Source organism: Pseudomonas sp. UTLPPB19802, from assembly GCF_059730225.1.
Window position 1 is genome coordinate 6700980 of the sequence record NZ_AP048545.1, and the last position, 13594, is coordinate 6714573.

Consider the following 13594-nt stretch of genomic DNA (forward strand, 5'->3'; position numbering starts at 1 on the left):
TTAACCAAGACCGCACAGCTCGCGCAGGCGAGCCGTGTCCAGATGCCGCTCGACCAGATCGGCCAGGCGTTCGATATCCCGCTCGCGCAGGGCGTGGTAGTCCACTTCCTGCACCGCCTCCAGGCCTGCCCAGCGCAACAGCGCGGCGCAGGACATCGGCGATTCGAACAGGCCGTGCAGATAAGTACCCAGAATCTGTCCGTCGACACTGCGGGCACCATCGCAACGGCCGTCATCCAGCAATACCGCCGGCTGCTCCAGCGCCGCCCCGGTGGTCACGCCAGCGTGAATCTCGTAGCCGCTGACCTCGGCATTCTCCAGCGTCAGGTGCCCGTGTACATTGCGCAACTGCTTCTCCCGCTCCAGCTCGGTGCTGAAGGCCAGCAGCCCGAAACCGTCGCTGGAACCCGCAGGCCCTTCAAGACCCAACGGGTCGTGCACCTGTTCGCCGAGCATCTGCAGGCCACCACAGATTCCCAGCAGCTTGCCGCCATAGCGCAGGTGTCGGTTGATCGCGGTTTCCCAGCCGTTCTGGCGCAGATAGGCCAGGTCGCTGCGCACGCTTTTCGAGCCGGGCAGGACGATCAGGTCCGCCGCCGGGATTGCCTCGCCAGGGCCGACAAACTGCAGGTCGACCTGCGGGTGCAGGCGCAGCGGATCGAAATCGGTATGGTTGCTGATGCGCGGCAACACCGGCACCACCACCTTCAAGACCTGGTCGAGCTTTTCGGTCTGGCGTCGATCCAGGCCATCCTCGGCTTCCAGGTGCAGGTCCATGACATAGGGCAACACGCCGATCACCGGCTTGCCGGTACGCGCTTCCAGCCAGTCCAGGCCGGGCTGCAGCAGTGCGATGTCACCGCGAAAACGGTTGATGATGAAGCCCTTGACCCGTGCCTGCTCGCTCGGCGACAGCAGCTCCAGGGTGCCCACCAGATGGGCGAACACACCGCCGCGATTGATATCGGCGATCAGCAGTACCGGGCAATCCACCGCCTCGGCAAAGCCCATGTTGGCAATATCACCGGCACGCAGGTTGATCTCCGCCGGCGAGCCGGCGCCCTCGACCATCACCACCGGATAGTCGCGGCTCAAGCGCTGGTGCGAGGCCAGCACTGCCTGCATGGCGATGGCCTTGTAGTCGTGATAGGCGACAGCGTTCATGGTGGTCACGGCGCGGCCATGGACGATCACCTGGGCCCCGGTGTCGCTGTTGGGCTTGAGCAGCACCGGGTTCATGTCGGTGTGCGGTTGCAGCCCGGCGGCCTGGGCCTGGACCGCCTGGGCCCGACCGATTTCGCCACCGTCGGCGGTGACCGCGCTGTTGAGCGCCATGTTCTGTGGCTTGAACGGCACCACCCGGACGCCCTGGCGAGTCAGCCAGCGGCACAGGGCCGTCACCAGCGTACTCTTGCCGGCGTCCGAAGTGGTGCCCTGGACCATCAGGGTGCTCATGGATGTTCCTCGTTATAGGCCTTGAACGCCTGCTCCAGTCGCGACCAGCCGGCCTCATCCGGTGGCAGGCCGAAACGCAGGCTGCTGTTCTGGACAAACAGGCGCAACAGGATCCCGCGCCGTGCCATGAATTCATGCAAATGTTCGGCACGGCTGGTGATCAGCCATTGGAACAGTGCACAGCCGCCCTGAGGAGCAAGGCCGTGCTCCGTCAACAGGGCCACCAGGCGCTGACTGGCCTGTTCCGTGCGTTGCCGTTGCCGAACATGACCTTCACCGTCAGCCAGGCAGACCTGCCCCAGCACCCGCGTCGGCCCGGCAACGGCCCAGGGGCCGATCTGCTCGGCCAGCAGCTTGAGCAGCTTGCGTTCGGCCAGGGCGAAACCCAGCCGCACACCGGCCAGGCCGAAGAACTTGCCGAACGAACGCAGTACGATCAGGCCGACCTTGTGGGTATGCGCCGCCAGGCTCTGCTCCGGGGTGTTGTCCATGAACGCTTCGTCGACCACCAGCCAGCCGCCGCGCTGGGCCAGCCGCCCATGCCACTCCAGCAGCTGTTCCGGCAACAGCCGCAGACCCGTGGGATTGTTCGGGTTGACCACCACCAGCACGTCGAGGCTGTCGAGAAAGAAGTCGATCTCGTGTTCCAGCACTTCACGGACAATGTAGCCGCTACGACGCCAGGCCTCGGCATGTTCGGCATAGCAGGGCGAGAGCACGCCGACCTTGCCGGTGCGGCGCAATTGCGGCAACGCCTGGATCGCCGCCTGGGAACCGGGTACGGGCAGCGCCAACGGTGCACCGTAATAGGTGCAGGCGGCCCGCTCCAGACCGTCATCGGTTTCCGGCAGGCGCGCCCACGCACGCTCGGGAATCGCCGGGATCGGCCAGGGCCAGGGTGCCAGGCCGCTGGACAGGTCCAGCCAATCCGCCTCGGCAATCCCGTAGTGTTCCGCCGCCTTGCGCAACCGCCCGCCGTGCTCAAGCATAAAACTCAGCTCCCAGACAGAGAATCAGCAACCATAGCCATACCCCGCGCTGCACCAATTGCCAGCCGCGGTCGATCGCGTCGGCATCCGCAGCCGGGCCTTCACCCAACCGCGGGCGCTGGTGCAGCTCGCCGTGATAGATCGCCGCACCACCCAGTTCGACGCCCAAGGCACCCGCACCAGCGGCCATCACCGGCCCGGCATTCGGGCTGTCCCAGGTCGGTCCCTGAGTACGCCAACACTTCAGCGACAGTCGGGTTTTACCCAGCAGAGCGTAGGTCAACGCCACCAGCCGGGCAGGAATATAGTTGAGCAAGTCGTCGATCCTGGCCGCCGCCCAGCCGAAACGCTCGAAGCGCTCGTTACGATAGCCCCACATTGCGTCAAGGGTATTGCTCAGCCGGTACAACACCACACCTGGCACCCCGGCCACCGCGAACCAGAACAGCGCGGCGAAAATCGCATCGCTGCCGTTCTCCAGTACCGATTCGGTCGCCGCGCGAGCCACCGCAGCTTCATCCAGCTCCGAGGTCTGGCGACTGACCAGGTAGCCGACGCGCTGGCGAGCCCGTTCCAGGTCGCCACCGCGCAAAGCCTGGGCCACCGGCGCCACGTGTTCGCCGAGGCTGCGCATGCCGAGGGCACAGTAGAGAAACAGGATCTCGACAACCCAGCCGACATAGGGCGCCCACGACAGCGCGGTGGCCAGCAGCGTCAACGGCACCACCGCCAGCACCCAGGCGGTCACGCCATGGCTGCGCCAGCCACGGCCGCCGGAGTTGAAACGTTGTTCGATGCGATCGGCCAGGCGACCGAACGCCACCAGCGGATGCCAGCGTCTGGGTTCGCCCAGCAGCGCATCCAGCGCAACCCCGGCGACACTCAACAACGCCACACTCATTGACTCACTCCCCAATAGTTTTCGTACAGCAACTCGCTCAACGGACGCGGTTGCGCCCAGCCTTCCAGCACCAGCATCGGTGCCGGGTAGAATGCCTCGACCGGCCCCAGGCACAGCACCGCCAGCGGCTTGGCTCCGGCCGGCAGCCCGAGCAGGTCGGCCAGTGCCTGCGGCTCGAACAATGATACCCAGCCCATGCCCAGGCCTTCGGCCCGCGAGGCCAGCCAGAGGTTCTGGATCGCGCAGGACAACGATGCCATGTCCATCTCCGGCAGTGTCCGACGACCGAAAATATGCCGCTCACGTCCGTCCATCAGCGCCGCAACCAATACCTCGGCACAGTCGTTGATGCCCTCGACCTTCAACTTCATGAACTCATCTGAGCGCTCGCCCAGGGCCTCGGCAGTACGCACCCGCTCCTCTTCCACCAACTGCTGGATCTGCCCGCGCAAGGCGCGATCACTGATCCGGATGAATCGCCAGGGCTGCATCAGGCCAACACTCGGTGCCTGGTGTGCAGCTTCCAGCAACCGCGCCAACAGCTCTGGCGCCACCGTGCCGCCGGCGAAGTGCCGCATGTCGCGGCGCTCGGCGATGGCGCGGTAGATTGCCTCGCGCTCCTCTAGGGAAAAAACCTTGTCTGTCATTGCCTCTTCGCAGTGGCCCGGCATCCCGGCAAGCCTGCGTCCACATCGAAACCGCCGGCCTTGGCATGATCAGGAGAGCAATCCACCGACTGCGGTGCCAACAGCGCGGCAACCGCCCGGGGATTGGACGGAAAATAGAAATGCACGTAGGAGGCAGTCGTGCGCCCCACACGGTAGACCGCCTCTGCCCCGCGCCCGCCATTGGGGCTCAGCCCACGGGCAATCGGCGTCAGCTCGGTGCTGGTCAACGAGTGGTGATAGGTATGCCCACGCAGCACGCCTTCCGGCAGTTCCACGGTCTGCAAGGCCAGGGCCGCCAGGCGCTTCTGCATCACCGCCTCGCCGGCCAGCAGGCCAAGCAGTTCGGCACGCTGGCCGTCGACGTCGGTCAACGCATCGAGCAGGTAAAGCATGCCGCCGCATTCGGCGAGCAGCGGCTTGCCTGCGGCATGGTGCGCACGGATCGCCGCCAACATCAGCTGGTTCTGCGTCAGTGTCAGATGGTGCAGCTCCGGGTAACCACCCGGCAGGTACAGACTATCGGCGTCCGGCAGCCCGTGATCGTGAATCGGCGAGAAGAAGCTCAGCTCAGCGCCCAATGTCCGCAACAGATCCAGGTTGGCGCCATAGATGAAAGCGAACGCCTCGTCGTGGGCGACCGCGATACGTACTCCGGCCAACAGCGGCTCGATGGAGACGACCTGCGGTGCTGCGAACTCGACCGCCGGCGGCAAGGCGACTTCGCAACTGGCCCCCAGGGCCTCGGCCGCAACATCGAGGCGGCGGTCCAGATCATTCAGTTCGCTGGCCTGGACCAGCCCGAGATGGCGGCTCGGCAGCTCGATCCCGGTCTCGCGGGAGAGTGCGCCATACCAGCGCAGGCCTTCGGTCAGGCTGCCTTCAAGCAATTGCGCATGCCGCGGGGTGCCGACCCGGTTGGCCAACACCCCGGCAAACGGCAGGTCCGCCTGGTAACGCGCCAGGCCCAGGGCCAGGGCACCAAAGGTCTGGGCCATGGCCGTGCCATCGATCACCGCCAGCACCGGCACGCCGAAGTGCCGCGCCAGATCGGCGCTCGACGGCGTTCCATCGAACAGCCCCATGACGCCTTCGATCAGGATCAGGTCAGCCTCGCCCGCCGCCTCCCAGAGCAACCGACGACTTTCCTCGGCACCGACCATCCACAGGTCGAGCTGGTACACCGGCGCACCGCTGGCACGCTCGTGAATCATCGGATCGAGAAAGTCCGGGCCACACTTGAACACCCGGACCTTGCGCCCTTGGTTCCGGTGCAGGCGCGCCAGCGCGGCCGTCACCGTGGTCTTGCCCTGGCCGGAAGCCGGCGCGGCGATCAGCACCGCCGGGCAATGACGCGGCTGACTCATAGTTCGATGCCTTTCTGCGCCTTGATCCCGGCCTGGAACGCGTGCTTGAGCAGGCCCATTTCGGTGACGGTGTCGGCCAGGTCGATCAGTTCCGGCTTGGCACCGCGGCCGGTGACCAGCACATGCTGCATCGGCGGTCGTGCTTGCAAGTCGCTGAGCACCTGGTCCAGATCCAGATAACCGTGCTTGAGGGCGATGTTCAGCTCATCCAGTACCACCAGGCCGATGTCCGGATTGGCGAGCATTTCCCGAGAGACCGCCCACGCAGCTTCGGCGGCCGCGATGTCTCGCTGGCGGTCCTGGGTCTCCCAGGTGAAGCCCTCGCCCATCACGTGAAAGCGCACCTGCTCGGGGAAACGGCGGAAAAACAGCTCCTCTCCCGTGCTGTTGCGGCCCTTGATGAACTGCACCACGCCGCACTGCATGCCGTGGCCCATGGCCCGGGCGAGCATGCCGAAGGCCGAGCTGCTCTTGCCCTTGCCGTTGCCGGTCAGCACCAGCAGCAGGCCGCATTCATTCGGGGCGTTGGCGATACGCTCGTCGATCACCGCCTTCTTGCGCTGCATGCGCGCCAGGTGGCGTTCGTCGCGATCGGGGGATTCGTTCATGGCAGCTCTCCGTTGGGGCTGGATAAGGCAAACGGCGAGCAGACACAGGCACGGCCGAAGCCGTCCAGCATCGCCCGCCGTGACGCTGTGGAATGGATCAGGCCGGTCTCCGGACTCATGAGCGGCGCGAACGCGGGACCGCGCGCCTTCCCGTGCCAGTGGCACAGTGGCAAAAAGCGCAGTCTTGACTCATTTACCGTTGCGGGGGCAGCGCCGGGCTCGCGCCTACCTGAGGGCTCACCGGCTTCCCTGTTTCACCCTGTCGACGGATCGCCACAGAGCACCTGAAACAAACCGCGAAGGTTAGAGGGTTGGGGGGGGAGCGTCAATTGAAGCCGACCGCCAACCTCGGCGAACCGGGACATGAACAGGCGAAATGGGCCAGGTCGGTGCCGACGCCGTGGCGGCCTTGCTCATCGAACCCATCACCGGGGCCCTGGATATCTGGCCCTGCCCAACGAGCTCCGGGAATACCTGTCATGACGGATGACCATTTCCAAGGCGGCCAGGAGCAACTCGCCAAAGGAGGGATTGAACCTGCGTCAATCCACCCCATCTACTGCTGGGCAAATACAAGGATTAATGGAGATTCAACATGTTCCAGCAGAAACACGCCGTGATCATTCTGCTTGCCAGCGGATTGGCTGCTTGTGGCGAAAGTTCCAGCCTGTCTGTGTCCGATGGAACCGGCCCATCGCCCAAGCTCCCGGAACCGAACAAGACCCTGATTCCCACAGTCAACATCGCCCCGGCCGTCGGCTGGCCCGAAGGCACCCGCCCCATGGCTGCCAGCGGAACCCAGGTCAACGCATTCGCCGAAAACCTCGACCATCCACGCTGGCTGTACGTATTGCCCAATGGCGATGTGCTGGTCGCCGAGAGCAATGCCCCCTCCAGACCCGATGACAATCAGGGGCTGCGCGGCTGGATTGCAAACAAGGTCATGGATCGCGCCGGAGCCGGCGTGCCCAGCGCGAATCGCATCACCCTGTTGCGCGATGCCAATCACGATGGGATCGCGGAAACACGCACGACCTTCATCGAAGGCCTGAACTCTCCGTTCGGCATGACATTGGTGGGCAATGACCTGTATGTGGCCGACACCGATGCCCTGCTGCGCTTTCACTACGAAGAGGGCGAAATCGCAATCAAGGCCCAGCCACAGAAGGTCGTCGATCTGCCCGGCGGCACCCTCAACCACCACTGGACCAAAAACGTCATCGCCAGCCGGGACGGCAGCAGGCTCTACGTCACCGTCGGTTCCAACAGCAACGTCGGTGAGAACGGCCTGGACAAGGAACAGGGCCGTGCGGCGATCTGGGAGGTTGACCCGGCGAGCGGCAAGCAGCGGATCTTCGCCTCCGGCTTGCGCAACCCCAATGGCCTGGCCTGGGAACCCCAGAGCGGAGCGCTATGGACGGCGGTCAACGAGCGGGACGCGATTGGCAGTGACTTGGTACCGGACTACATCACCTCGGTGAAGGACGGTGCTTTCTATGGCTGGCCCTACAGCTACTACGGGCAACACGTGGATGTCCGGGTATCACCGTCGGACCCGGCCATGGTGGCCAAGGCCATCGCCCCCGACTACGCCGTCGGCCCTCACACCGCCTCCCTCGGACTGACCTTCGCCCAGGGTAGCAGACTGCCGGCACCGTTCACCCAGGGCGCATTCATCGGCCAGCACGGCTCATGGAACCGCAAGCCCCACAGCGGCTACAAGGTGATCTTCGTACCCTTTGCCAACGGTAAGCCCAATGGCCAGCCAATCGACGTACTGAGCGGTTTTCTCGACAAGGAGGAAAATGCCATGGGCCGGCCGGTGGGCGTAGTGATCGACCGTCAGGGCGACCTGCTGGTGGCGGACGATGTCGGTAACAAGATCTGGCGCGTTTCGCCAGCCAAGTAGCCTCGACCCGAGCTAGCGCTTGCGACAGAGCGTCAGGCCATCCCCCACCGGCAACAACGACAGGTCCACCCGCGCGTCATCCTTCAAGGCCCGATTCAGGGCCTGGATGGCCCGGGTGTCCTCGCTTTGCGCATCCACCTCCAACACCCGGCCACTCCATAGGGTGTTGTCGAAAATCGCCAGGCCGCCGACACGCAGCAGATGCAGTGCACTCTCCAGGTAGCGCGGGTAGTTGGCCTTGTCGGCGTCGATGAAGATCAGGTCGAAGGAACCAGCCTGCCCCTGGCGCTCCAGTTCGGCCAGGGTGTCGAGGGCAGGCGCCAGGCGCAGTTCGATGCATTGCTCCAATCCGGCCTCGCGCCAGTAGCGCATCGCCGTGGCGTTGTAGTCGCCGGGAATGTCGCAGCACAGCAACGAACCGCCCTGCGGCAGCGCCGAGGCCATGCACAGCGCGCTGTAGCCGGTAAAGGTGCCCACTTCGAGCAGACGCCGGGCGCCGGTCAGGCGCACCAGCAAGGCAAGGAACTGGCCCTGTTCGGGCGCCACCTGCCAGCGTGCCATGGGCAGCGCCTGGGTTTCCTCGCGCAGGCGCCGCAAGAGCGGTGTCTCGCGCAGGGAAACCTCCAGCAGGTAGCTATAGAGGGCATCGTCAAGCTTCAGGGTGCGGGCGGTCATGACAACCTCGCGCGATCAGACCTCAGGGATTGCGGGCCAGATGCTCGGCGGGCAGGACCCGCTTGGCGTTCAGGTAGGCCCGCTGCCAATAGGCCTTGGACAAACTGTCCAGCTTGACCGTTCCGCCGGTAGCCGGGGCATGGACGAACCGGCCCTCGCCGACGTAGATCCCGGCATGACTGACCTGGGACCCGCCATTGGTGGCAAAGAAGATCAGGTCGCCGGTCTGCAGGGCATCCTGCGGTACGTTCGGGGCACGCATCACGATCATTTCACGGGTCGAACGCGGCAGGTTGATGCCGGCCATGTCACGGTACACATAGCCGATCAGGCCGCTGCAATCAAAACCGGAATCCGGCGTATTACCACCCCAGCGGTATGGCGTACCGACCAGGCCCAACGCACGGAACAGCACATCTTCGGCTTCCGGCGAGGTGGGTTGCGGCGAGGCGAATACCACGGGACGAGCCACGGGCGCCGGAGCGGGTGGAGGATGGCTGGCACAGGCACCGAGCAATGCGGTGAGGGCAACGAGGGCGATGCGGGCCGAGATCGACATATGCAGAAATCCTGACTGAATGCGGCTTGCTCTGCCGTGGCGTGGAGAAACCAAAACCGCGCAAGCAGGGCTTGCGCGGTCAGGCACTCAACAATAAGTCAGAATTCTAGCGGTTACGCGCCAAACTTCAAGTATCACTTTAACTTCGGACGTTTTTTGTACAACACTGCGATCAATCAAGCTTAGCAGCTTGCCCGCCAAGCATGGCTGGCGGCAGCGACAACGTCCGCGTCTTTACTTGTTGCTGGCTGTGACCGTGGTTGGAGCCATTGCAAGGGCGCGCTTGGCTTCGATGAAGGTCTTGCTCCAGTAGCTGTCACCCAGGCTGTCGACCCGAACACCACCACTGCGACGGCTACTGGAATGGATGAACTGGTCATCACCCAGGTAGATACCGGCGTGGCTGACGCGACCGCGGCGACCGTTGGTGGCGAAGAACAGCAGGTCACCGGGCTTGAGCTTGTTGCGAGCAACCAGTGGCGCCTTGACGTTGATCATCTCACGCGTGGAGCGTGGCAGATCGAGGCCGGCTTCCTCACGGAACAGATAACCAATGAAGCCGCTGCAATCAAAGCCGGAACTCTCGTTGGTACCGCCAAAACGGTAGCGGGTACCGATCAGGGACATGCCGCGTTCGAGAATGCTGTCGGCAAGAACTGGCAGCTGGTATGGCTTGCTATCGGAGAACTCGGCGAGTTCTTTCTCGGTGGCCAGTTCATCGTCCAGTACGGAGGAAGACTTGACGCCAGAAACCGAAGCGGTTTTAACCGAATTATCTACCTGCTGTTGCGAAACCGGCGTATGCGCCGCGCAACCAAAAAGCAAGGTAACGAGTGCGAGAGGCACGAGGGGTGCGAAGCGATTTAGCATGGGCACGACCGTGGCTGGGTTTGTTAGAAGGTGCGACTATGCCTTCTATCACCCTTATTTGCAAATTTTATGAACCAAAATGTGACTCGGTCACTTCCTGAAAACATCTAAGGGCTTAATACCCGAACGCCTTTCAGGCGCCTGAAAATTGACTTCAGCGCCGGTTTTGCCACGTCTTGAATTTGGCTAATGCCCTCTGAGGCCCCCGATAACAGGGGACTTTACCGCTGTTTTACCAGCCCAGGGTTTCTTTCAGGAAAGGGATGGTCAGCTTGCGCTGAGCCTGCAAGGAGGCCTGATCGAGGCGCTCAAGCAATTCAAACAGCGCACTCATGCTGCGGGTCCCACGAGTCAGGATGAAATGCCCTACCTCGTCGGTCAGGTGCAGGCCGCGTCTTGAAGCACGCAGTTGCAAAGCACGTAGTTTGTCTTCGTCGGACAGCGGGCGCATCTGGAAAATCAACGCCAGGGTCAACCGCGACTTGAGGTCAGCCAGCTTCACTGGCAGCTCACGGGGCGAGGTAGAGGCGGCGATCAGCAGGCGCCGACCGCTGTCGCGTAAACGGTTGAACAGATGAAACAACGCCTCTTCCCAGTCGGCACGGCCGGCGATCACCTGCAGATCATCCAGGCAGACCAGTTCGTACTGTTCGAGGTTATCCAGCAGTTCGACACCACGGTCCATCAACTCGGCCAGCGGCAGGTACACCGCCGGTTCGCCCAACTGCTCGAAACGCAGGCACGCCGCCTGCAACAGGTGGGTACGCCCCACGCCGTGCTTGCCCCAGAGATAGATCAGGCTTTCGGTCCACCCGGCGTCGGCTTCGCATAGCCGCTCGACATAGCCGAGTGCAGCGGCATTCGCGCCTGGATAGTAGTTGATGAAGGTAGCGTCATCCCGTAGACGCACACCTAGGGGCAGCTGAATCGGTTTCATGCTGACTGAACAGTTCCCGGGAACCGTTAGTGGCCTCTGTGTAAAGTCTGCAAAGTCTATACCCGTGACGCCGGACGCACAATGCGGCAGACCACAAGCAAAATCAAAGGTTTGCGTTAACCAAGGGAAACCGTCGTCAAAACTTGCGCGACATCCGCCGGTGCCGGCTTACGGACGATGATACCCGCAAGCCACCTGTCGGCCGTGCCCAAGACGACATCGACACGCTGCCCGCCCAGACCGACCTCCCCTACCTCATGGCAGCCTCACAACTCCGGGTCTTCCTGGCCACCATACATGTCCGATTCCTTGTACAGATCGTGAACATGCCGCACCAGCACCATGATCACCGCCGCCACCGGCAGGGCCAGCAGCACGCCGGTAAAGCCGAACAACTCGCCACCGGCGAGAATCGCGAAGATCACCGCGACCGGGTGCAGGCCGATCCGATCCCCCACCAGCAGCGGTGTCAGCACCATCCCCTCCAGGGCCTGGCCAACCATGAACACCGCGACAATACCGATCATCGGATACAGCTCGCCACCGAACTGGAACAACCCGGCCGTGATCGCCGCACCAATCCCGATCACGAACCCCATGTAGGGCACGATGGCCGCCAGCCCTGCCAACAGCCCAATCAACAGCCCCAGCTCCAGCCCGACCAGCATCAGGCCACCGGCATAAATTCCTCCGAGCGCCAGCATCACCAGCAGTTGTCCGCGCACGAAGGCACCGAGCACGCCATGGCACTCCTCGGCCAGCGCGACGATCTTGCCTTCCTGCTGACGCGGCAGCAGGCTGCGGATTTTCGCCATCATCAGGTCCCAGTCCCGCAACAGATAGAAACTCACCACCGGGATCAGCACCAGGTTGGCCAGCCAGCCCATCAGCGCCAGGCTCGATGCCGTGGCCTGAGAAAGGACCACGCCGACGATGTCAGTGGTCTGGCCCATATGCTCACTGATGGCCGCCTTGACCTTGTCGAACTTCCAGAAGCCATCCGCCAGGCCGAACTTGTGCTGGGCCCAGGGCATCGCGGTGTGCTGCAGCCAGTCGAGCACCTGCGGCGCCAGCTCATAGAGTCGAAACAACTGCTTGGCCAGCATCGGCACCAGCACCAGCAGCAGGGTCATCAGTATCAAGGTGAACAGGGCAAACACCGTCACTACGCCCCAGGTCCGTGAAAGGCCGATTTTTTCCAGCCGGTCGACCACCGGATCGAACAGGTAGGCCAGCAGGATCCCCACCAGGAACGGCGACAGGATCGGGTGCAGCAGATACACCAGCAAACACAGCACGAACGCCGCGCCAAGCCAAATCCATCGACGAATGTCGGTCATGGACGATTCCAGCCTTATATATAGAAGGAAAGATGGTTTACCAACGGAAGCGCAACTGCGGGGTCACCGCTGGCGCTGCCGGAGCCGCATTGTTGGCCGCAGCCGGATCGCTGGTCGGTGCAGCCACAGGTGCAGGAACTTCGCCAGGCGGGATCTCCTGCAACTTCGCCAACCCCACCTGCGCACGCAACTGCTCCGCGCTGCCACTGACCTGGTAGACGATACGATCACCGTCGACGCTCACCGGCCGACCACCAAAGGGTTCGAGCAGTCGCTCCAGCGCACCGTAGTGCTCCAGGGTCATTCCCTGGACTTCCAGCAACTGCTCCGTGGCAACCCCGGGCTTCACGGCAAAACGTGGCGCCAGGCGCTCGCTCACCGCCAGCAGCACGGCATCGGCCAGCGCGGCGGTATCCGCGCCCTGCACAGTGCCCTGCTCTTTCTGGTCACCCAGCCACAGACGCCATTTGGCTTCCCACTGTGCGCCGTTCTGGCGAGCGTGCACCGCCAACAGGGCATCAGCGCCGTAACGCTCGGAAGCCGCCTGTAATGGCGAAGCATCGGAGCCCTCGAGGTTCTTTGCGGTGGCGACAATCTGCTCCTCCAGGTCAGCCAGCGGCAGGCGCAATGGCAGGCCACGATGCTGTGCCGCCCGGCGCAACGGCTCCGCCGCCGACTGGCCATCGCCCACCAGGCTCGAACCCTCGGTGGAATCGCTCAACCACCAGCCAAGAATCGCTGGCCGATTGCGCCCCCACAACGACAACCCGGCACCACGCAAGGCCCGGTCGGTGCTGACCGGATCGAAATCCACCTGCAGGCTCTCCGGCGGCCCGGCGTCGTAGCCATACTGGCTGATAATCTGTTGCGGATCCTTGCGCACCTCGGCCAGGCCTGCATTCTGCGCAGCCTTGGGGTCGCCGGTCAGGCGCAGCACCAGAGTTTCCAGCGCCCGCTGGGTGGCCTGGTTGCGCTCATCGGGAGACTGGCTGCTGACCGGTTCGCGCACCTGGTACAGACCGTTGAGGGTTTCGGCATGGATCGCCAGGCTCAACAGCGACAGGCAACCGGCACTCAGTAACTTGAACAAACGCATGGAAAATTCCCGACAGGCAGAAAACGGCTTGAAGACCGCATGAATACAAAGGAACAGGCGTGTGACCACAGCGCAGTGCCATCATTCATACCATCACGAAAGTTTTTCCGCTGTCATGAAAGACAGCGACTGATGAGGCTATACCTTATACAGCCGCGCCCGATGCAGCCAGCGTCGCCGCCCAGGGATTTTTTCATCGATATCGCCCTGCCCGTCGGCCCGA

Annotated in this window: 13 protein-coding genes and 1 riboswitch; of the genes, 1 reads left to right on the forward strand and 12 read right to left on the reverse strand. The window is 63.5% G+C overall.

Annotation, left to right across the window (positions count from 1 at the left end; all coding sequences use genetic code 11):
- From AC6I6U_RS29485 to cobO, 6 genes are read right to left on the reverse strand one after another with little or no spacing between them, the layout of a single operon-like run.
- Window positions 1-1455, reverse strand: a complete 1455-nt coding sequence (locus AC6I6U_RS29485) for a cobyric acid synthase (RefSeq protein WP_497879477.1) — start codon at window positions 1453-1455, stop codon at window positions 1-3.
- Window positions 1452-2444 (reverse strand): threonine-phosphate decarboxylase CobD, encoded by a 993-nt coding sequence (cobD, locus tag AC6I6U_RS29490; protein ID WP_497879478.1) that lies wholly within the window; start codon window positions 2442-2444, stop codon window positions 1452-1454. The genes AC6I6U_RS29485 and cobD overlap by 4 nt, the downstream gene beginning before the upstream one ends.
- Window positions 2437-3345 (reverse strand): adenosylcobinamide-phosphate synthase CbiB, encoded by a 909-nt coding sequence (cbiB, locus tag AC6I6U_RS29495; RefSeq protein ID WP_497879479.1) that lies wholly within the window; start codon window positions 3343-3345, stop codon window positions 2437-2439. Before cbiB ends, cobD begins: the two co-directional genes overlap by 8 nt.
- On the reverse strand, window positions 3342-3992 hold the full coding sequence (gene bluB / locus AC6I6U_RS29500; RefSeq protein ID WP_497879480.1) for a 5,6-dimethylbenzimidazole synthase: 651 nt from the start codon (window positions 3990-3992) through the stop codon (window positions 3342-3344). The genes cbiB and bluB overlap by 4 nt, the downstream gene beginning before the upstream one ends.
- Window positions 3989-5377, reverse strand: a complete 1389-nt coding sequence (locus AC6I6U_RS29505) for a cobyrinic acid a,c-diamide synthase CobB (protein ID WP_497879481.1) — start codon at window positions 5375-5377, stop codon at window positions 3989-3991. Before AC6I6U_RS29505 ends, bluB begins: the two co-directional genes overlap by 4 nt.
- Window positions 5374-5985: a cob(I)yrinic acid a,c-diamide adenosyltransferase gene (gene cobO, locus AC6I6U_RS29510; RefSeq protein WP_497879482.1), complete on the reverse strand. Its 612-nt coding sequence runs from the start codon at window positions 5983-5985 to the stop codon at window positions 5374-5376. The genes AC6I6U_RS29505 and cobO overlap by 4 nt, the downstream gene beginning before the upstream one ends.
- An 83-nt stretch (window positions 5986-6068) precedes the next feature.
- Window positions 6069-6288, reverse strand: a riboswitch (cobalamin riboswitch).
- A gap of 292 nt (window positions 6289-6580) precedes the next feature.
- Between cobO and AC6I6U_RS29515 the strand changes: the two genes are divergently transcribed.
- The gene (locus AC6I6U_RS29515; RefSeq protein ID WP_497879483.1) at window positions 6581-7894 is read left to right on the forward strand and encodes a PQQ-dependent sugar dehydrogenase; all 1314 of its coding nucleotides are present in this window, start codon (window positions 6581-6583) and stop codon (window positions 7892-7894) included.
- Window positions 7895-7906: 12 nt separating this feature from the next.
- Here the strand turns inward: AC6I6U_RS29515 and AC6I6U_RS29520 are convergent, their stop codons facing one another.
- The 6 genes from AC6I6U_RS29520 to AC6I6U_RS29545 all read right to left on the reverse strand — a co-directional run bounded on the left by AC6I6U_RS29520 (window position 7907) and on the right by AC6I6U_RS29545 (window position 13371).
- Window positions 7907-8569, reverse strand: coding sequence for a class I SAM-dependent methyltransferase (locus tag AC6I6U_RS29520; RefSeq protein ID WP_497879484.1), 663 nt, complete (start codon window positions 8567-8569; stop codon window positions 7907-7909).
- A 22-nt stretch (window positions 8570-8591) separates the two neighbouring features.
- Window positions 8592-9128 carry a C40 family peptidase gene (locus AC6I6U_RS29525; RefSeq protein ID WP_497879485.1) on the reverse strand — a complete coding sequence of 179 codons (537 nt, stop codon included), beginning with the start codon at window positions 9126-9128 and terminating at the stop codon, window positions 8592-8594.
- 234 nt (window positions 9129-9362) lie between these two features.
- Window positions 9363-9998 carry a C40 family peptidase gene (locus AC6I6U_RS29530; RefSeq protein ID WP_497879486.1) on the reverse strand — a complete coding sequence of 212 codons (636 nt, stop codon included), beginning with the start codon at window positions 9996-9998 and terminating at the stop codon, window positions 9363-9365.
- Between the two features lie 232 nt (window positions 9999-10230).
- A complete protein-coding gene (gene hda / locus AC6I6U_RS29535) occupies window positions 10231-10935 on the reverse strand; it encodes a DnaA regulatory inactivator Hda (protein WP_054060433.1) in 705 nt (234 codons plus the stop codon).
- A 266-nt stretch (window positions 10936-11201) separates the two neighbouring features.
- Window positions 11202-12275 (reverse strand): AI-2E family transporter, encoded by a 1074-nt coding sequence (locus AC6I6U_RS29540; protein WP_497879487.1) that lies wholly within the window; start codon window positions 12273-12275, stop codon window positions 11202-11204.
- A 37-nt stretch (window positions 12276-12312) separates the two neighbouring features.
- On the reverse strand, window positions 12313-13371 hold the full coding sequence (locus AC6I6U_RS29545) for a DUF2066 domain-containing protein (RefSeq protein ID WP_497879488.1): 1059 nt from the start codon (window positions 13369-13371) through the stop codon (window positions 12313-12315).
- Window positions 13372-13594 lie beyond the last annotated feature (223 nt).